Source organism: Anaerocolumna chitinilytica (genome assembly GCF_014218355.1).
Classification (GTDB): domain Bacteria; phylum Bacillota; class Clostridia; order Lachnospirales; family Lachnospiraceae; genus Anaerocolumna; species Anaerocolumna chitinilytica.
In genome coordinates, this window is record NZ_AP023368.1 from 2,653,905 (window position 1) to 2,672,894 (window position 18,990).

Here is an 18,990-nt window from a genome sequence, read left to right on the forward strand (position 1 = left end):
AAACGATACCACTTTTTGAGATTGTTGAAAATATTATATCCTTGCATTGTAAAAATGTCAATGCAAACTGATTCATTTTGTAAATAATTTGTCTAAATTTAAAACCATTATAATGAAAGAATACAACAATTTTAAATTTTGGCGGAATTTATAAGATAAAAAATAGCCATAAATTATTAAAAAAATATAAAAAACCATTTGACAAAATGAATGTAAGATAATATAATCTACACATAAATTACAATTTGATTGAGAAATGGAAACGATTCCATGAAACATATTTACAAAGGTTTTGATATTTCAAAATTCAAATTGGATAGAATAGTAAGTATATCTAAAAAATGAAGTGAAGGGTGGATTTTATATGGGAAAATTAACAATCCATTTTAAGAACTTTTTTCACGAAGTGAAACGTAAGCGTGTCCTGTTCTTAATGATTTTACCAATTCTGATCTATTTTTTTGTTTTTGCCTACATCCCGATGCCAGGAGCATATATCGCTTTCGTAGACTACAGCATTGGAAAAGGAATATTTGGAAGCCCATTTGTTGGACTTAAGAATTTTGAATTCCTTGCAAAAACAGGTGACCTGTGGAGGATAACTAAGAATACGCTTCTTTATAATGTTGCCTTCCTGGTATTGTGTAATGTGTTTCAAGTTGCTTTTGCAATCATGCTTGCTGAGCTGGGAAGCAAATGGTTTAAGAAATTATCCCAGTCCATTATCTTATTACCGTATTTCATCTCAATGGTTATTGTCGGATTTTTTGCATACAACTTCTTCAATTACGACCATGGCTTTGTTAATACATTATTAACAGGTTTAGGATTTCCCAAACATGATTTTTATTCTGATCAGGGAATCTGGAAATACATTATCGTATTCTTCAAGATATGGAGTCAAACTGGTTATGGTATGATAGTTTATCTGGCTACAATTACCGGAATCGATGCAGAAATTTATGAGGCCGCATCTCTTGATGGAGCTAATCCTGTACAGAAAATAAAGTATCTGACATTACCTTTGTTAAAGACTACTGTTATATTGCTTTTCCTTTTTGGTCTTGGCGGTATTTTAAAGGGTTCCTTCGACCTATTCTTTAACCTGATAGGAAGTAATTCCATCCTTTATCCCCAGACAGATATTATTGATACCTTTGTATTCCGAAGCCTTGTCAGTCAGTTTAACTTTTCACAAGGTGCCGCCGTTGGCTTTTACCAGTCAATATTCGGGTTGATTCTTGTTCTGGTGGTAAATGCAGTTGTGAAGAAGATAGAACCTGAGAGTGCATTATTTTAGGAAAAGGAGTTAAGTTAATATGAAAGAAGACAATATAAAAAGCAGGAAATTGATGGGCAAGGATGAAAAAATCATGAAAGGCGTTTTTTATACCCTTGTTACCATATTTACATTGATATGCTTATTTCCTTTTCTTCTCCTGATATCCTCCTCTTTTATGAGTGAAAAGGAAATACTGAAGGAGGGTTACAAGCTGATTCCATCTCATATTAGTTTCAGTGCGTATGAGTTCCTTGGAAGCCATGTAACGAATCTGTTCAATGCATACAAAGTTACCATCACCATTGCGGTAGCAGGAACACTTTTAGGATTGTTTCTTATGTCAATGGGTGGTTATGTCCTTTGCAGAAAAGATTTTAAATATAGAAACCAGATTTCATTTTTTATCTATTTTACAACATTGTTCAGCGGCGGTTTGATTCCCACTTATATCTTAATGGTCAATGGCTTGGGATTAAAGGATAATCTCTGGTCCTTGATACTTCCGGGATTAATGAGCCCCTGGTCTATCTTCCTAATGAGAAACTTTATGAAATCTATACCGGAATCCTTATATGAATCCGCAGCAATTGACGGAGCCGGTGATTTTAGAATTTACTGGAAGATATTCATGCCACTGTCAAAGCCGTCTCTAGCAACCATAGGACTATTCCTAACACTTGGTTACTGGAATGAATGGTACAATGCCATGCTCTATATTCAGTCACAAAATAAGATACCATTGCAGTATTTCCTGCAAAAAATCGTAAGCCAGGCTAACATATCCCTGTTAATCCAGCAGGGTCTGACAATCAACACAGGTGATCTGCCAAGTGAATCTATCAAAATGGCTACTGCGGTAGCTGCTATCGGGCCAATTATTTTAGTATATCCTTTTGTACAAAAGTATTTTGTAAGCGGTCTGACTATCGGTGCTGTAAAAGGCTGATAACTATCCTGGTAATATGCTTAAGAGCCGTAAACTCGTTGACTTAATATTATTGCTTAATATACGGCTCATAAGCTTATTATAAATAATGTATTTTATGTCGCCATGAGCGGCAGAATGGAGGTAAAGATGAAGAGAATTATTGCATTGTTGTTAGTAGCAGTTCTTGCAATCGGTATGGTTACCGGATGCAGTAAAACAACAAAAAACAATTCCGGCACAACAAACAATGGGGCGGAAACAACAGATGGTAAGACTGACAATTCCAAAGAGGTAAATCTGGTACTTTATTTATACGGCAGCGAAGGTGTTGCTAACAAAGATATACTTGCCGCATTAAATGAAAAATTAAAAGCAAGCATTAATACTACCCTTGAAATTAAATATATTGATTGGGGTGATATTGCAACAAAATATCCTCTGATGTTTTCATCAGGTGAGAAGTTTGATATGGCATACGTTTCAGGTAATGGCAATGTTCCTTATGCTACACTTGTAAAACAAGGCGCTTTGGCTGACATCACAGATTTACTTGATAAAGATGCTCCTACTCTTAAGACAGCATTAGCAAAACAGTGGGACAGCGTTAAGGTTGACGGAAAAATCTATGCAGTACCTACTGACTATTCCGAGTACACTTCTTATGGATTTGTATCCCGTAAAGATTTAATGGATAAATACGGTGTATCCACCATCAGTTCTATCGCTGATATGGAAAAATACATGGATGCAGCTGTTGCTGACGGACAGGTACCTTTAAATGGTAAAGCAAATCTGTCAAATGATCTTTACAGAATGTTTATTGATACAACTGATGGCTGGATTAATGCACCTGGTATCTCTGAAAGTGAATTATATCTTGCAGCTGATAAAGATAATAATAGCAAGATTTTTGCACCTGCATTTACAGATGAATTCGAAGCATTTGCTGTAAAAATGCATGACTGGGAACAGAAGGGTTACTGGTCAAAAGATATTCTTTCATCTTCACAGGATGACAAGGACAACTTCTACAATGGTTTATCCGCAGGTTACATTTCCCACCAGCCTGACTGGACAGGAAGTTATGGTACACAGGTTCAGAAATTACCTGGCGTAGAATCTGAATTCTATTGCTTCCCTGAAGCTAATGGTAAGATTGTTAGAGCAAGTGGTGTTAATAATGCTACAGGTATCAGTGTTAACTCCAAATATCCTGACAGATGCTTACAGGTAATTGAAAAGCTTATGACAGATAAAGAGTGCTATGATTTATTCCAGTATGGTATTGAAGGAAGAGAATATGAACTGAAGGACGGCAAAGTTACAAGACCTGCTACCTTTGATGAGAAGAAAGATGGCGGCGGATTTGCATCATGGGCATTCCGTACAGATGCTCTTAACCTTCCTCAGCTTACAGAAGATCCTCGTCGTTATACTTTAAATGATGCGTGGTCCAAAGTAGCTATTGATAATCCTTTTGTAGGTTTCAGCTTTGACAGCAGCAAAGTTAATACTGAGCTTTCAGCTATTTCCAATGTTAACTCACAGCTTGGTATTCAGATACTTTTAGGCAAGACTACTCAGGATCCTAAGGATGCAGTAGCTGAATACAGGAAACAGTTAAAGACTGCTGGAATTGACAATGTATTAAAAGAAGTTAATGACCAGTGGACTGCATACAACGCTTCCAAATAATAAGATAAATAAATAATGAACCAATGATGTATTAGGGACTAATGGCAGGGATGCATGACTTTACCGATAGAACGGAAAGGTAATAATTCCTGCCAATTTCCTGTTAAATAATGTTGATACTACTTTGTCAGCTAAGAATGTAGAAAGAATTCTATCTGTTTGATAATGCAAATCTGTTAAGATTGTGTTATAATTGTTAATTATGTACAAACAGGGGAATTGTTTCCAAATATTCGGACAAAAATGAAGCATAGGATGAGGTATATGGAAGTAACAATTAAAGAAATAGCAAAACTTTCAGGAGTTGGAATAACAACAGTTTCAAGGGTTATTAACAATTCGGGGCCAGTAAGCCCTAAAACACGAGAAAAAGTTATGGCTGTTGTCAGAGAGTATAATTATATTCCGAACAATAGTGCCAGAAACTTAAAATCCAATCAGTCTAAAAGCGTGGCATTGCTGGTAAAATCTATTACTAACCCATTTTTTCAAAAAATGATAAAAGTAATTGAACAAAAAGTTGCACTTAGAGGTTATCAGCTGATTATACAAAATGTTACAAACCTTCAGAATGAATTGGATATCGCAATTTCAGAGGCGAAAGACAGAAATCTTCAAGGTGTCATTATCATGGGAGGTTCCTTTAATTACACTGCTGCAAAGTTCAGCGGTTTAAAGATACCCTGCGTATTACTTACTGTATCCGCAGGTGATGAGGTTTCTCTTGAAAGCTATTCCAGTGTCCGTATCAATGATGAACTTGAGGCTTTTAAAGCTGTTGAATATCTTATCTCAATGGGGCATCGAAGAATAGGCTTTATTATGAATGCTCCAGTTGATGAAATGACACCCAACTCCTTACGATACAGAGGGTATATAAGAGCATTGGAGCAATATAATGTTCCCTTTGATTCTTCCTTGGTAGCTTCTGAATTCTCTTCACTGTCAGGATATGATTTCGGTTTTAAAATGATGAAGCAGCTCTTAGCCCAGAATAAGGATGTGACAGCAGTGTTTGCATTCGCTGACATTGTGGCTATTGGAGCGGCAAAAGCTATTCTTTCCAGTGGTTTAAAAATTCCGGAAAATATATCAATTATAGGTTTTGACGGTATCGAAGAGGCAGAATTTTATCATCCTTCAATAGATACCATCTCTCAGCCGGCAGAACAGATGGCTTTATCCAGTGTGGAACTGCTATTTGACATGCTGCAGGGAGGGGAAACCAGACATATGGTATTTGAATCCTCTCTTTTAAAAAGAGGTTCTTGTGCAGCAATTCACAAATAATCAAGAAGAAGGACTTGTGTAATTGAATAAAAAGTCATAAAATAGGGATGTTGAAAAAAGCAGTTTTTTCAACATCTTGATTTATAAGTACTGTTGAAAAGATGAAAAAAAATTACAGTATAACGAAAGAGTGCTAAGTGCACAGATGGGAGTTAAAATGCAGATAGTAACCTTTAATATAAGATGTGATTATGGTCAGGATGGAGCCAATAATTTCAAATACAGACAGGATCTGATATTAAAAAAAATAAAGGCTGAACAACCGGATATACTTTGCTTTCAGGAAGTTTTACCCCATGTTTCTCTTTGGCTGAAAGAAAATTTGGAAGATTATTATTTAGTTGGCTGCGGCAGGGAGAAGAACCTTACAGGGGAAGAAACCTCCATTGCCTATCGTAAAGAGAAGTATAATATCGTTAAGCTGGAGATTTTCTGGCTATCAGAGACGCCGGAGATCCCGGGAAGCCGCTATGAAAATCAGAGTGAATGCCCAAGAACTTGTACCTGTATCTATTTTCAGGAAATAAAGACAGGTAAGGTATTCCGTGTTTATAATACTCATTTGGATCATATCGGAAGCGAAGCCAGAGAACAGGGGTTAGAACAGATACTAAAAGTGATAACGAAAGCAGATTTTCTTGGAGATGTACCGGTTATTCTTACCGGAGATTTTAATGCATTTCCCGATTCGAAAGAGCTGTCTGTGTTAAACAAATATCCGCAGTTTTCTGACTGTACAAAGAGTATTGACGGTACTTTTCATGATTTTGGCAGATTAAATGAGACAGAAAAGATAGATTATATCATAGCAGACAAACATTTTACCTGTAAGAAGGTAGAGAAATGGATTGATCGTGAAGGAGAAGTCTATTTATCCGATCATTATCCGGTAAGTGCTGTTTTAGAACTTCTGTAATTGATGTGAGAGTTAGAAATTAGTCACCAATTCATTTCCGGTGATAGAATCATGTAATAAAATCATGTGATATAATAGCATTGGTATTAATAAATTCATGTATATTTTGCAGAAATCTTTGCAGTTGCTGCTGTAAGAGCAGCATCCTTGCGGGATTTCTTTCTATGAAGAAGCAAGAATTATTAGTATAAGGATATACTAAGATTATATTTGTTTTCAAAAGTTGGAAGCAATTTAATATATATTACTACGAAGGAGATAAAGGATGAACCATAAAATGATAGGAATTCCTTTAGAAGGATTTGCAGAATTTAGCAGAAAAGCGGCAGCAGAGGGGGCAGTTCTTCTTAAAAATGAAGGAATGGTACTTCCCATTAAATCAGGAGAAAAGGTATCCGTATTTGGAAGAATTCAAAAGAATTATTATAGAAGCGGAACCGGTTCAGGCGGTAGTGTTAATGTTGCTTACACTACAAATCTTCTTGATGGTTTAAGAAGCAAAAAAGATATTTCGGTTAATGAAGAGCTGGCAGGCATATATGAAGAATGGCTTCTGACGAATCCTTTTGATAATGGTGGTGGAGTATGGGCAGGCGAACCCTGGAACCAGAAAGAAATGCCTTTAAGTGATGAAGTGGTAGCAAATGCGAAAAAACAATCCCTCAAAGCAATTGTTGTCATTGGGCGTACGGCCGGGGAAGATAAAGATAATGCGGATGCTCCAGGAAGCTATCGATTGACAGAAGAGGAAGAAGATATGCTTAAAGTAGTTACCCGTTATTTTGAACAGGTAGCTGTTGTATTGAATGTATCCAATATTATTGATATGAGCTGGATGGAGTCAAAGGAGCATAAATATCCTATAAAATCAGTTATCTATGCTTGGCAGGGTGGTATGGAAGGCGGTAATGCTATTGCAGATGTCTTGACCGGTGAAGTAACCCCCAGCGGAAAGTTAACAGATACCATTGCATACTCTATTAAGGATTATCCTTCCACTGTAAATTATGGCGGTGAGAGTGAGAACTTGTACCAGGAAGATATTTATGTAGGATATCGTTACTTTGAAACCTTTGCACCTGAAAAAGTGCATTTTGAATTCGGTTATGGTTTATCTTATACGAATTTTGCAATTACAACGCTAAAGTCTAATGTAACCATTAATGAAAAGGGAGAAAATCTTGAATTTCAGGTAGCTGTAAAAAATATCGGAGAAAGCTATTCCGGTAAAGAGGTTGTAGAGGTTTATTATGAAGCACCTCAGGGCATGCTTGGAAGACCTGTTAAAATTCTTGGTGCCTTTGCTAAAACAGCTGCTTTAAAGCCCGGTGAAGAAGAGATTCTTACGATTATGATCCCTGTGGCAGCAATGGCTGCTTATGATGACAGCGGCGTAACCGGACATCCTTACTGTTACGTATTAGAAGCGGGAGAGTATCATTTCTATATCGGTAATAGTATAAGAACCGCCTCCCTGGTCCAGGTAGATGGTAAGGATGGGTATGCAGTTGAAAAACTTATAGTAACAGAACAGTTACAACAAGCTTCTGCGCCTACAAAAGATTTCACCAGTATGAAACCTGGTAAGAAAATGGAAAACGGCTCCTATGAACTGACTTATGAGAAAGTTCCGAAGCTTGAAATATCTATGGAGGAAAGAATAAAGAACAATCTTCCGGAGGATATACCCTATACACAGGACAAGGGTTATCTGCTAAAAGATGTTGCAGAGCAAAAAGTAACAATGGATGAATTCTTAGCACAGCTGACAAATGAGGATCTTGGGGCATTGGTCAGAGGAGAAGGAATGTGCCATCCCCTTGTAACCCCAGGAACTGCATCTGCTTTCGGAGGAGTTACAGACAGGCTTTTACACTTTGGAATCCCCTTAGCCTGCACTTCTGACGGCCCATCCGGTATACGAATGGATGGAGGACCGAAGGCAACCCAGGTTCCTATCGGAACTCTTCTTGCGGCTACCTGGAACACGGACCTGGTGGAAGAATTATATGTAATGGAAGGGAAAGAGCTCTTACGTAATTGCATTGACATGCTTCTTGGACCTGGATTAAATATCAGAAGAAGTCCTTTAAATGGACGTAATTTTGAATACTTCTCCGAAGATCCGTTAATTACCGGTAAATTTGCAAGTGCTATTGTAAAGGGAATTATGAAAGGCGGTTCCAATGCTACCCTAAAGCATTTTGCCTGCAACAATCAGGAGAAATTCCGTTCGAAAGTTGATGCTGTCGTATCTGAGCGTGCCTTACGTGAAATCTATCTGAAAGGCTTTGAGATTGCGGTAAAAGAAGGTGGAGCTAATGGTGTCATGACCTCCTATAACCCAATTAACGGACATTGGTCTGCCTCCAATTATGACTTGAACACAACTATCTTAAGAGGTGAGTGGGGGTTTGAGGGAATCGTTATGACAGACTGGTGGGCTATTATGAATGATGTGGTAACCGGTGGTGAAGCAGACCGTAAGAATACCCATTTCATGGTAAGAGCACAGAACGATCTTTATATGGTGGTATCTAACTTTGGAGCAGAAGTAAATGCGTATAGAGATTTAACAGAGGAAGCTCTGAGAGAAGGCACCTTAACCAGAGGAGAATTACAGCGTTGTGCAAAGAATATCTGTGATTTTATTATAAAGGCACCGGTATTTAAGAGAGATGAAAGCTTTACGGAAGAGGCTGTACAGGTGAGGGCTGATGCAAGTGCTGCAGTTTACGAGGAAGCTTCGTTTTGCCTCCATCAAGAAGATTCTGTTGTAACGCTAAAGAGTGAGGGTAAAACCTTTATTGAAGTAAAGAATGCCGGAAGCTATCGACTGATTGTAAAAATTAGATCCTTTGGCAGCGATCTAGCACAGACCTCCTGTACTTTGTTATTAAACAATACCCAGGTGGCTACCATTCAAACCGGTGGAACGGATGGGCAATGGGTAAAACAAAAGCTTATAAAAGCTGAGTTTCAAGAAGGACTGTATTCTCTTGAACTGAAGGATTTAAAACAAGGTATGGAAGTAGAGAGCGTGGAGTTCAGACAAATTTCTTAATATTACAAAGGAAACATTTTTAGCAGTTATTAATAAAAGGAGCAAACTGGTATTACCTTTATAAGACCAGCTTGTTCCTTTTGTAATATTCAACTCTTGTATAGTTTTAATATTTGGTATATTATTCTAAATAAAGTATATGAAAATATGAGGACAAACATGGGCGAGACAATATTAATAGTAGACGATGAAAAGGAAATTGCTGATTTACTGGAATTATATTTGAAAAATGAAGGCTTTAATGTATATAAATACTATACAGGGAAGGAAGCACTTGCCTGTATTGAATTTCATAAAATCAATCTAGCCATTCTGGATGTGATGCTTCCGGATATCGATGGCTTTCGTATCTGCCAGAAGATTCGGGAAAAATATTTCTTTCCAGTAATAATGCTGACTGCGAAAGTTGAGGATATGGACAAGATTATGGGGCTTACTCTTGGTGCGGATGATTATATTACAAAACCTTTTAATCCCCTGGAGTTAGTCGCCAGGGTTAAGACACAGCTTCGCCGTTATATGCGGTACAATACAGCAGAAGAGGCAGAAGGTATGGAATATGACATCAGGGGATTAGTTATCAATAAAGAAACCCACCAGTGCCTGTTATATGAGGAAGAATTACCTCTAACTCCCATTGAATTCTCTATCCTTTGGTATTTGTGTGACCATCGGGGGAAGGTGGTATCCTCTGAGGAGCTTTTTGAGACAGTTTGGCAGGAAAAATTCCTGGATAATAATAATACCGTAATGGCGCATATCGGCAGATTGAGAGAAAAGATGAAGGATAACTCCAAGAAACCGAAGTTTATAAAGACAGTTTGGGGAGTGGGGTATAAAATTGACTAAAGGAACAAATATCAGGAAAAGTCTTACTGGGTTTATCTTTACTCGTTTTATTTTATGGGTAGTAGGCTACACATTGCTTTTACTGGGAGGATATCTGTTTGCAAGAGCTTTTGTTGGAAGTTTTATCTGGTACTCTGAAAATCCCCTTTATCAGTTACTTTCAATGATAAATAGGAATATTAAGCTGTTTATAAGTGGTGTGTGGGGTATTGGAGTAGCTATAATCTTTTTCTATTATTGGTTTAAGACACTAGGCTATTTGGATCAAGTCGTAAAAGCAGCGGAGGAGATATATAAACCGGGGGAAGAGCTTATAAATCTGCCAGCCGAGTTAAAAGAGGTAGAAAACCAGATGAATCAGACAAAACTGCATGTTCGGCGGGGAGAGATGGTGGCAAGAGAAGCTGAGCAGAGGAAGAATGATCTGGTAGTATATCTGGCGCATGATTTAAAGACCCCATTAACTTCGGTTATCGGATATCTGTCATTGTTAGAGGATGAAAAGGAAATCTCAAAGGAATTACAGGAGAAGTATCTTTCTATTGCTCTTAGTAAATCAGAGCGTCTGGAGGAATTAATAAATGAGTTCTTTGATATAACCAGATTCAACCTTACCAATCTGACCCTCGAATTAAGCCGCATTAACATTACCAGAATGCTGGAGCAGATAATATTTGAGGCAGGACCTTCTCTGAAAGAGAAGGAGCTCTCCTGTGAATTAAAAGCTGACGGAGATATCTATATGCGCTGTGATACCGGTAAGATGCAGAGAGTATTTGATAATCTTCTCCGTAATGCCATTAATTACAGCTTTGAAGAGGATACAATTGTTGTGGCTTTAAAAAAGGAAGGCAACAACATTCACTTTATCTTTATAAATCATGGTAACACCATCCCGGAAGAAAAGTTAAACCGTATCTTTGAGCAGTTTTATAGATTGGATTCGGCTAGACAGACAAGAACCGGCGGAGCAGGTCTTGGACTTGCTATAGCAAAGGAAATAGTAGAGCTTCATAAGGGCAAAATAACCGCTGCCAGTAAGGATGAACTTATTACTTTTGAGATAATGATACCGGCTGATTTATAATGGCATAATAACATGTACATCAGAAGTTAAGTCTTTTTCACTTGCTGATAGAATATTTAAGTATTTAAAAAATCAATGTTAGAAAATCGTAAGAAATTCCGTATAAAAAAGAAGGAATTTCATGTTAGAAAACGAAAAAAGGCTGTCCGCTTCTTTGGTATGATGATATCAAAGCAGCGGACAGCCTTTTCTTTTTACTTCTTTAACTAAAGTGTAATCGATAATAGATTACTATAATCCAGTTTGAAGGGCTGTACCTTATGAATATTTAGGAGGAATGAAAATGTTGAAAAAAAATATTGCAGTGATATTTGGCGGATGTTCATCGGAGTACGAGGTATCCCTTCAATCGGCATCATCCATATTAAGAGTCCTGGAAGAGATGGGAGAATACAATATTATTCGAATTGGCATAACCAGAGAAGGAGTTTGGTACCGCTATTTGGGACCTTTGTCAGAGATTGAGGCGGATACCTGGAAGGATAAAGAACAGTATCTAAACGCAGCACTAATCTCTCCGGACCGAAGTTTAAAGGGGATAATTGAGTTTACGAAGGGCGGCATTAAAACAACGAAGCTTCATGGAGCTTTTCCGGTACTTCACGGGAAGAACGGTGAGGACGGAACTGTGCAGGGATTAATTGAACTGGCAGGTATTCCATTGATTGGCTGTGATACTGAGAGCTCGGCTCTGTGTATGGATAAAGATAAGGCTCACAGGCTGGTGAAAGAAGCCGGAGTTCTTGTACCAAAAGCAGTTCTATTAAATGGAACAGAAGAGGAAGAACTTATTCTTAAGAAGGTAAGGGATATGTCATACCCTGTATTTGTAAAGCCTGTAAAAGCCGGTTCTTCCTTTGGTATTACGAAGGTATATAAGGAGGAAGAGCTGATTCCGGCTATCAAAGAAGCTTTTCATCATGACAGAGAGGTGCTGATAGAAGAAAATATTAGCGGTTTTGAAGTAGGATGTGCAGTTATGGGCAAGGATAAGCTGATTATTGGAGAAGTGGATGAAATTGAGCTAACGGAAGGCTTCTTTGATTACACAGAGAAATACACCTTAAAGAGTTCGGCAATTCATATGCCTGCCCGAATTGATGAGGAATCAGTTAAAAGAATTAAGGAGAGTGCGGCTCTTATCTACCGAACCCTGGGCTGCAAAGGATTTGCACGAGTTGACATGTTTTTTACGGAGAAAAAAGAAATTGTCTTTAATGAGGTTAATACCATTCCGGGTTTTACCTCTCACAGTAGGTACCCAGGAATGATGAAAGGAATCGGTTTATCCTATGCGGATATCTTAAGCAGACTTATCACAGAAGAACTTATGGGCTAAAACACATCATGTGGAAGGTTAGGTTGAAAAAACAAAAAGCAGTTTTTTCAATGACGCATTCAGGAGTATCAAGCCGAAGAATTGATACTCACGAAAGGGGTTAATATGAAAGAAATAACAGTTAATAGAAAGGATGTCTATTGCGGATATCTGCTACTAGTAAATAAAGATTATCCATTGAAACTGTTTGATATAAAGGAAGAAAACCTTTCAAGAATACAATCAGATGTATATTTGGAGAATAGGGCCGCTTCAATGTTAAGGCAGCTTCTAAATGAACTTAAAGCAGAGAAAAAAATTACAGCGGTCAGCGGATATCGCAGTATAAAAGAGCAAGAGGAAATCTATAGAGATTCCTTAAAAGAAAACGGACAGGAGTTCACAGAAAAATATGTTGCTTTGCCAGGAGCAAGTGAGCATCAGACCGGATTAGCAATAGACCTTGGCAAAAAGCAGGAAAATATTGATTTTATATGTCCTGAATTTCCGGAGGAAGGAATATGTCAGGAATTTCGCCAAAGGGCAGCTGATTTTGGATTTATTCAAAGATATGAAAAGCAAAAAGAGAACATCACGGGAATCGGTCATGAACCCTGGCATTTTCGTTATGTGGGATATCCTCATTCCATGATTATCCGTGAAAGCAGCCTCTCCCTAGAAGAATATGAAGAAAAATTAGAAAGTCATGGTTATGAAGAAAATCCCTTAATCTATCAGAAGAATGGGCAAAGGGTTGAAATCAGCTATCTTAAGGTTACCGATGGGGACATACAGAAGATAAAGCTGGAGGAAGATACGATATGTCAAATATCCGGCAATAACAAAGAAGGAATAATTATAACAAAATGGCAGGGAAGGTGAAGGGATGGGAGAGAGCAGAAAATACCCCCGAATTGATGCCTTTCGCTTGATTGCAGCATTGTTCGTTATCGCTATACACACCTCACCTTTGAGGTCTTATAGTCCCTATGGGGATTTCATAGTAACAAGGGTACTTGGAAGAGTTGCAGTACCATTTTTCTTTATGGTTTCAGGTTTCTTTTTATACAACAGTAAGGAGATAGGTACATCAAAAATCTTGAACTTTATTAAAAAAACTACTTTTCTATATGTTATTTCCATATTGCTTTACCTTCCGGTTAATTGGTATATGGGATATTTCAAAGGGAAAATGCTGGCATTTCGTCTGCTGCGGGATATTGTAATTGACGGGACCATGTATCATTTGTGGTATCTTCCGGCAGCTATTACAGGAGCAGCAATTAGTTTTTGGTGCTTACGGTTACTTGGACTTAGAAAAGCATTGATAGTTACCGGGTTGCTATATTTGCTTGGACTGCTTGGGGACAGTTATTATGGATTAATAGAAAATATACCGGGATTAGGCAGCTTTTACATGGGATTGTTTCACATCATGGATTACACAAGAAATGGATTTTTTATGGCACCGCTGTTCTTTCTATTAGGTGCAGTTATTAGGAAATATCGAAAGACAGCTGAGAAGATTAGCATATGGATGTTACTGTGCGGTATTCTTCTAATGACTTTAGAAGCTACAATTCTAAGAGACATAGGAGTTATGCGCCACGACAGTATGTATATTAGCCTGCCACTGGTTATGTTCTTTCTATTCTTGCTGCTGCTAAAAAAGGAAGGCCGTGAATTTAAGAGCTTTCGAACCATCTCAATGGCGGTCTATATTATTCATCCTCTTGTAATCATTGCTGTCAGAGGTATTTCTAAACCGTTAAAACTTACGGAATACACCGTAAATAACAGTTTAATTCATTTCCTGGTAGTGGCAGCAGGGTCTTTCCTTGCAGGAATAGTCTATTATCTGGCAGCCAATAAGTTGACAAAAGAAAGGGGGAGGACTCATGTTGTCTACGAAAATAATAAGTGAGGAAAATAATTATCATATAATTGACAGAAAAGAAAGTAAGGACAGAGCGTGGATAAGCATAAACAGCGAAAATCTTCTTAACAATGTGAGAGAACTTCAGAAGATAATGCCACTATCCTGTAAACTGATGGCAGTTGTCAAGGCAAATGCTTATGGCCATGGAAGTGCTATGACAGCATCCTTACTGAATAAAGCAGGAATCTTTTGTTTTGCTGTGGCTACCTTACAGGAAGGAATTGAATTAAGGCTGCAGGGAATAAAGGGGGAAATTCTGATATTGGGATATACAAGTCCGTCCCTTGCAAATGAACTTTATGAATTTCAGCTAACACAGACTGTCATAGATTCCGCACATGGAAGAGCACTGATAGAAACTGCCTTGCCATTAAAAGTGCAGATAAAAATCGACACAGGAATGCACCGGCTTGGCTATGCACCGGAAGATATAGATAATATTATGAGTATATTCAAGGCCTCCAACCTCAGAGTAATGGGTGTATTTACACATCTTTGTGTGGCTGATAGTTTAGAAAAAGAGGATATAGCATTTTCAAAAAGGCAAATTGACAGATTCTATCGCTTGGTTAAGGAACTTACATTACGAAAAATACAGGTTCCAGTTCATATACAAAGTACCTATGGGCTCTTAAATTACAACAAGCTTTCCTGTGATTATGCAAGAATAGGCATAGGAATGTATGGCACCTTAAGTTCAGCGAGAGATAAAACAATCTTACAGCCGGCAATAAGCCCGGTATTATCTCTCCATTCTCGAGTGGCATTAGTCAGAAAAGTAGAAAACGATGAAAGTATTGGATATGGCAGAACCTATATCACCGAGGGTGAAAGGACAGTTGCAGTTATAACAATAGGTTACGGGGATGGGTATCCCAGAAACTTGTCAGAAGGAAGGGGACAGGTTATCATAAAAGGGGTAAAAGTTCCAATAGCAGGACGAATCTGTATGGACCAGCTGATTGTTGATATCACAGGTGTGGAGGGTATCCATATCGGCGATATAGCAACTCTTATCGGAACAGAGGCTGAAGAAACAATTTCTGCAGGGGAAGTTGCAGATGAAGCCGAAACCATAACCAACGAGTTGCTGTGCAGGTTAGGGAATCGGCTTCCCAGAATGTATGTGTAGTATGAGTATTATTTTTCCTTATTGGAAGCAATGTAATATCTTGCTAGCAGGGTGTAGGCAAAAGCCAATGCAATGGTTTGTATAATATCATTGGGCCTTCTCTCAATAGGATGTTCATTCACATCAAAAGCCATAGCAAGGGCCGCTTCCAGCTCGTCGCAGAATAGATTATAAGTTTCCTCATTTGTCTGGTTGTTTTGCATGAAAGAGATACCATTGCTGATATCTGTCAGACTAAGTACCGGCTTTAATAAAAACAGCACATAAAGATAAGCAAGATGTTCCCTTTGATATTTTTTATTATTAGAGGGAACTATTATTTTTTGCTTCACATAGTTATTTATCATAGTAGAAGTTACCGACTTTGCAGGTAAATCTTCATAAAATAAGGATATACTATCCTCTATCAGACTGATTACCTGATCCATATATAAATCGATGGCCGGCCAATCTTTCCACCTTGGGCAGCGGTAAGCACGAATTTCATCCAATGTAAACATTGTTTATTCTCCTATAAGAGTTAAAATGAGATAATATGGTACTATATAATACATTATATAGTATTAAAAACCATAAGTCAACGAAACATAAAAAAAGTATAAGAAATACTTAATGCAGCAGGGATTGATTTATGGTTTTAAATGGGTATAATTTAAGCTAACAGAATTAATAGAATGTATTATTTAGAAGGAGGTCGTAATGAAAAATATTGAAATGCTATTAGAAAGGCAGAGAAGCTTTTTTGAAAAGGGCAATACGAGAAATATTGATTTTCGTATCAGGCAATTACTTAATCTTAAGAAAAGCATTAAAAACAATGAGCCTCAGATATTGGAGGCACTTAAGAAAGACTTGAATAAATCTCCTTTTGAATCTTATGCAACAGAAGTCGGCATGGTGCTGGAAGAGATAAATTATCTGCTTAAGAATATCAGAAGGCTTGCAAAGACTGAGAAAGTGAGAACGCCCATTACTCAATTCCCTTCTGTCAGCAGAATATATAAAGAGCCCTATGGCAGCGTTCTTATTATGGCCCCTTGGAATTACCCCATTCAATTGTCACTATCACCTCTTGCAGGCGCTATAGCCGCAGGAAATTGCGTTATCCTTAAACCTTCAGAATATGCGCCTCATTCTATGTCAGTTTTAAAAAAAGTAGTGGAAGAAGTATTTCCGGAGAAGTTTGCGGCAGTAATAGAAGGTGATATGGAAGTGAACAAGCAGCTTTTACAGTGTAAATTCGATTATATCTTTTTTACCGGCAGTGTTGCTGTAGGTAAGATTATTATGGCAGAAGCTGCTAAAAATCTGACTCCGGTAACATTGGAACTTGGCGGAAAAAGTCCTTGTATTGTAGATGAAACAGCAGATATCGCTCTGGCAGCAAAAAGAATTGCCTGGGGCAAGTTTTTAAATGCGGGTCAGACCTGTGTAGCACCGGATTATATTCTCGTACATGAGAAAGTAAAAGAAGTTCTGATATTGGAATTAAAAAAACAGATCAGCAAACTTTATGGTAATTCTCCTATTCAAAATGAGGAATTTCCTAAGATTATTAATGAAAGACATTTTAACCGATTACTGTCATTGATAGAGAAAGAAAAGGTCTTATTTGGTGGGAAATATAATCGTGAGCTCCTAAAAATCGAACCCACGGTACTAGAACTAGATAATGCAGAGTCAATCATAATGAAAGATGAAATATTTGGACCTCTGCTTCCTGTTATGACCTTTCGAAGTATGAAGGAGGTTAAGAACTTTGTAAACAACAGGCCTAAGCCGCTTGCTCTATATCTTTTCACGACTTCAAAAGTGAATGAAGGATACATTATGAAAAATACTTCTTTTGGCGGAGGCTGTGTAAACGATACGATTGTTCATCTGGCAACAACTTCCATGGGGTTTGGTGGTGTCGGAGAAAGTGGTATGGGAAGTTATCACGGTAATTTAAGCTTTTCCACCTTTAGTCATAGCAAAAGTGTATTAAAAAAGAGTAATATATTGGATATTCCCTTGAGATATCCGCCCTATAAAAATAAAATAAACTTGTTAAGAAAGATTTTATAAAGTCAGGTGAATAATAAGTTGTAAAATGCCCTGTCCAATGATAAAATGAAGAATATTAACGAAAGTCTTACAGAATATACGGAAGGAATACCCGAATGATGACAGATCCTTATAAAGCACTTGGTGTGACTCCCAGCGCTTCCAATGATGAAATAAAAAGAGCATATCGTGAACTGAGCAGAAAATATCACCCAGATTCTAATGTTGATAATCCTCTTGCTGACCTTGCAGCTGAAAAGTTTAAGGAAGTTCAGCAGGCCTATGACCAGATTATGAAGGAAAGAGAAGGCGGTTACAGTAATTCTTCCGAAGGAGGATACGCCTCTGGAGCAAATACCTCTTATGGCAGACCGGAAGGTGCTTATGGTGATTCTCCACGTTTAAATACCGTGTATGAATACTTAAACTCAGGACGATACCGAGAAGCTTTAAATGAACTTGACAGGATTATGCCCAGAACTGCCAGATGGTTTTACTACAGTGCGATAGCTAACAATAGAACAGGAAATAACTATGTGGCTCTGAATCATGCTAGAGAAGCGGTTAACTTGGAGCCAAATAACATGGAATACAGGAACTTGCTGAATCAGATGGATTGGCAGGGCAGGCGTTATGATGATACCAGAAGACAGAATTACGGCGGTTACGGAAGTGGCTGTGGAAGCGGTAACTTCTGCTGTGATTTATGTGTTGCTGATACCTTATGTGAATGTATGGGAGGAGATTTGTGTCAATGCTTCTAGGAACAAGAAAGCTGGCCTTTTTAAGCCTTTTAATGGCATTAACAGTAGTATTGATTATTCTTAGCGGTGTATTGGAGTTCAATACATTGTTTCTACTGGCTCTTGCCTCCTTTGGTGCCGGAATAGCTTACAGAGAAGGCGGCTTAGGGATAGGCTTTGGTTTTTTTGCAGGAAGTTTGATACTTGGTGCTTTACTGGCACCAAATAAATTCTACCTTATTACCTATGGTGCAATGACATTGTACTTAATTGTTTCGGAATTTGCATATGATAAGCTGTATATTGTAAAGAGTATAACTGTTAGAAATAAGGTTCTCTGGCTGGTAAAATATATTTTATTTAATTTGATATTTATATCAATATTATTATTGGCTCCTAAACTTATCTTTCCCGGAGAGATTAATTTCAAAGTACAATTGTTCATAATTGCAGGAGGACAGATTGTTTTATTTTTGTATGATAAAGGCTATCGATATTTTCAAGGTAATATCTGGGAGAAGGTTCGAAGAAAATTAAAATTAAATGAATAGAAAAACGATAATTAGTAAGGATTATTGAATATAATACAAGCAAACGAATAAAGGATGAGGCATGAAATCATCAGTCAGAGGATCATGCAGCATTCCTTTTTTATTATCTGTAAAGGTAAAAATGGATTCCTGGAAGGTGATAGTTCTGTC

The 18,990-nt window shown here is 37.7% G+C and carries 16 protein-coding genes; 15 read left to right on the forward strand and 1 reads right to left on the reverse strand.

Going from position 1 to position 18,990, the window contains the following annotated elements; all coding sequences use genetic code 11:
• Positions 1-364: 364 nt before the first annotated feature.
• The 12 genes from bsdcttw_RS11555 (at position 365) to vanT (ending at position 15,500) form a co-directional block, all read left to right on the forward strand.
• Positions 365-1,300 carry an ABC transporter permease gene (locus bsdcttw_RS11555; RefSeq protein ID WP_225903840.1) on the forward strand — a complete coding sequence of 312 codons (936 nt, stop codon included), beginning with the start codon at positions 365-367 and terminating at the stop codon, positions 1,298-1,300.
• A 19-nt stretch (positions 1,301-1,319) separates the two neighbouring features.
• A complete protein-coding gene (locus bsdcttw_RS11560; protein WP_185259510.1) occupies positions 1,320-2,228 on the forward strand; it encodes a carbohydrate ABC transporter permease in 909 nt (302 codons plus the stop codon).
• A gap of 129 nt (positions 2,229-2,357) precedes the next feature.
• On the forward strand, positions 2,358-3,905 hold the full coding sequence (locus bsdcttw_RS11565; RefSeq protein ID WP_185259511.1) for a DUF3502 domain-containing protein: 1,548 nt from the start codon (positions 2,358-2,360) through the stop codon (positions 3,903-3,905).
• A gap of 264 nt (positions 3,906-4,169) precedes the next feature.
• Positions 4,170-5,195 carry a LacI family DNA-binding transcriptional regulator gene (locus bsdcttw_RS11570; RefSeq protein WP_185259512.1) on the forward strand — a complete coding sequence of 342 codons (1,026 nt, stop codon included), beginning with the start codon at positions 4,170-4,172 and terminating at the stop codon, positions 5,193-5,195.
• A 157-nt stretch (positions 5,196-5,352) separates the two neighbouring features.
• Complete coding sequence (locus bsdcttw_RS11575; protein WP_185259513.1) at positions 5,353-6,111, forward strand: endonuclease/exonuclease/phosphatase family protein; 759 nt, start codon at positions 5,353-5,355, stop codon at positions 6,109-6,111.
• Positions 6,112-6,376: 265 nt separating this feature from the next.
• On the forward strand, positions 6,377-9,175 hold the full coding sequence (locus bsdcttw_RS11580) for a glycoside hydrolase family 3 protein (RefSeq protein WP_185259514.1): 2,799 nt from the start codon (positions 6,377-6,379) through the stop codon (positions 9,173-9,175).
• A gap of 159 nt (positions 9,176-9,334) precedes the next feature.
• The gene (vanR, locus tag bsdcttw_RS11585; RefSeq protein ID WP_185259515.1) at positions 9,335-10,024 is read left to right on the forward strand and encodes a VanR-ABDEGLN family response regulator transcription factor; all 690 of its coding nucleotides are present in this window, start codon (positions 9,335-9,337) and stop codon (positions 10,022-10,024) included.
• A complete protein-coding gene (locus tag bsdcttw_RS11590) occupies positions 10,017-11,111 on the forward strand; it encodes a sensor histidine kinase (protein WP_225903841.1) in 1,095 nt (364 codons plus the stop codon). Before vanR ends, bsdcttw_RS11590 begins: the two co-directional genes overlap by 8 nt.
• Before the next feature lie 283 nt (positions 11,112-11,394).
• Positions 11,395-12,450 carry a D-alanine--D-serine ligase VanG gene (gene vanG, locus bsdcttw_RS11595; protein ID WP_185259516.1) on the forward strand — a complete coding sequence of 352 codons (1,056 nt, stop codon included), beginning with the start codon at positions 11,395-11,397 and terminating at the stop codon, positions 12,448-12,450.
• A 105-nt stretch (positions 12,451-12,555) separates the two neighbouring features.
• Positions 12,556-13,311, forward strand: a complete 756-nt coding sequence (locus bsdcttw_RS11600; protein WP_185259517.1) for a M15 family metallopeptidase — start codon at positions 12,556-12,558, stop codon at positions 13,309-13,311.
• A 4-nt stretch (positions 13,312-13,315) separates the two neighbouring features.
• Positions 13,316-14,353, forward strand: a complete 1,038-nt coding sequence (locus bsdcttw_RS11605; protein WP_185259518.1) for an acyltransferase family protein — start codon at positions 13,316-13,318, stop codon at positions 14,351-14,353.
• A complete protein-coding gene (gene vanT, locus bsdcttw_RS11610) occupies positions 14,328-15,500 on the forward strand; it encodes a serine racemase VanT catalytic subunit (RefSeq protein WP_185259519.1) in 1,173 nt (390 codons plus the stop codon). The genes bsdcttw_RS11605 and vanT overlap by 26 nt, the downstream gene beginning before the upstream one ends.
• An 8-nt stretch (positions 15,501-15,508) precedes the next feature.
• On the opposite strand, the gene bsdcttw_RS11615 is transcribed toward vanT, so the two are convergent.
• Positions 15,509-16,000: a DUF1836 domain-containing protein gene (locus bsdcttw_RS11615; protein WP_185259520.1), complete on the reverse strand. Its 492-nt coding sequence runs from the start codon at positions 15,998-16,000 to the stop codon at positions 15,509-15,511.
• Between the two features lie 199 nt (positions 16,001-16,199).
• Here bsdcttw_RS11615 and bsdcttw_RS11620 point away from each other — a divergent pair, with 199 nt between their 5' ends.
• From bsdcttw_RS11620 to bsdcttw_RS11630, 3 genes are all read left to right on the forward strand, one after another.
• Positions 16,200-17,567: an aldehyde dehydrogenase gene (locus bsdcttw_RS11620; RefSeq protein WP_185259521.1), complete on the forward strand. Its 1,368-nt coding sequence runs from the start codon at positions 16,200-16,202 to the stop codon at positions 17,565-17,567.
• Between the two features lie 95 nt (positions 17,568-17,662).
• Positions 17,663-18,310: a DnaJ domain-containing protein gene (locus tag bsdcttw_RS11625; RefSeq protein ID WP_185259522.1), complete on the forward strand. Its 648-nt coding sequence runs from the start codon at positions 17,663-17,665 to the stop codon at positions 18,308-18,310.
• Positions 18,295-18,840 (forward strand): hypothetical protein, encoded by a 546-nt coding sequence (locus tag bsdcttw_RS11630; protein ID WP_185259523.1) that lies wholly within the window; start codon positions 18,295-18,297, stop codon positions 18,838-18,840. Before bsdcttw_RS11625 ends, bsdcttw_RS11630 begins: the two co-directional genes overlap by 16 nt.
• Positions 18,841-18,990 lie beyond the last annotated feature (150 nt).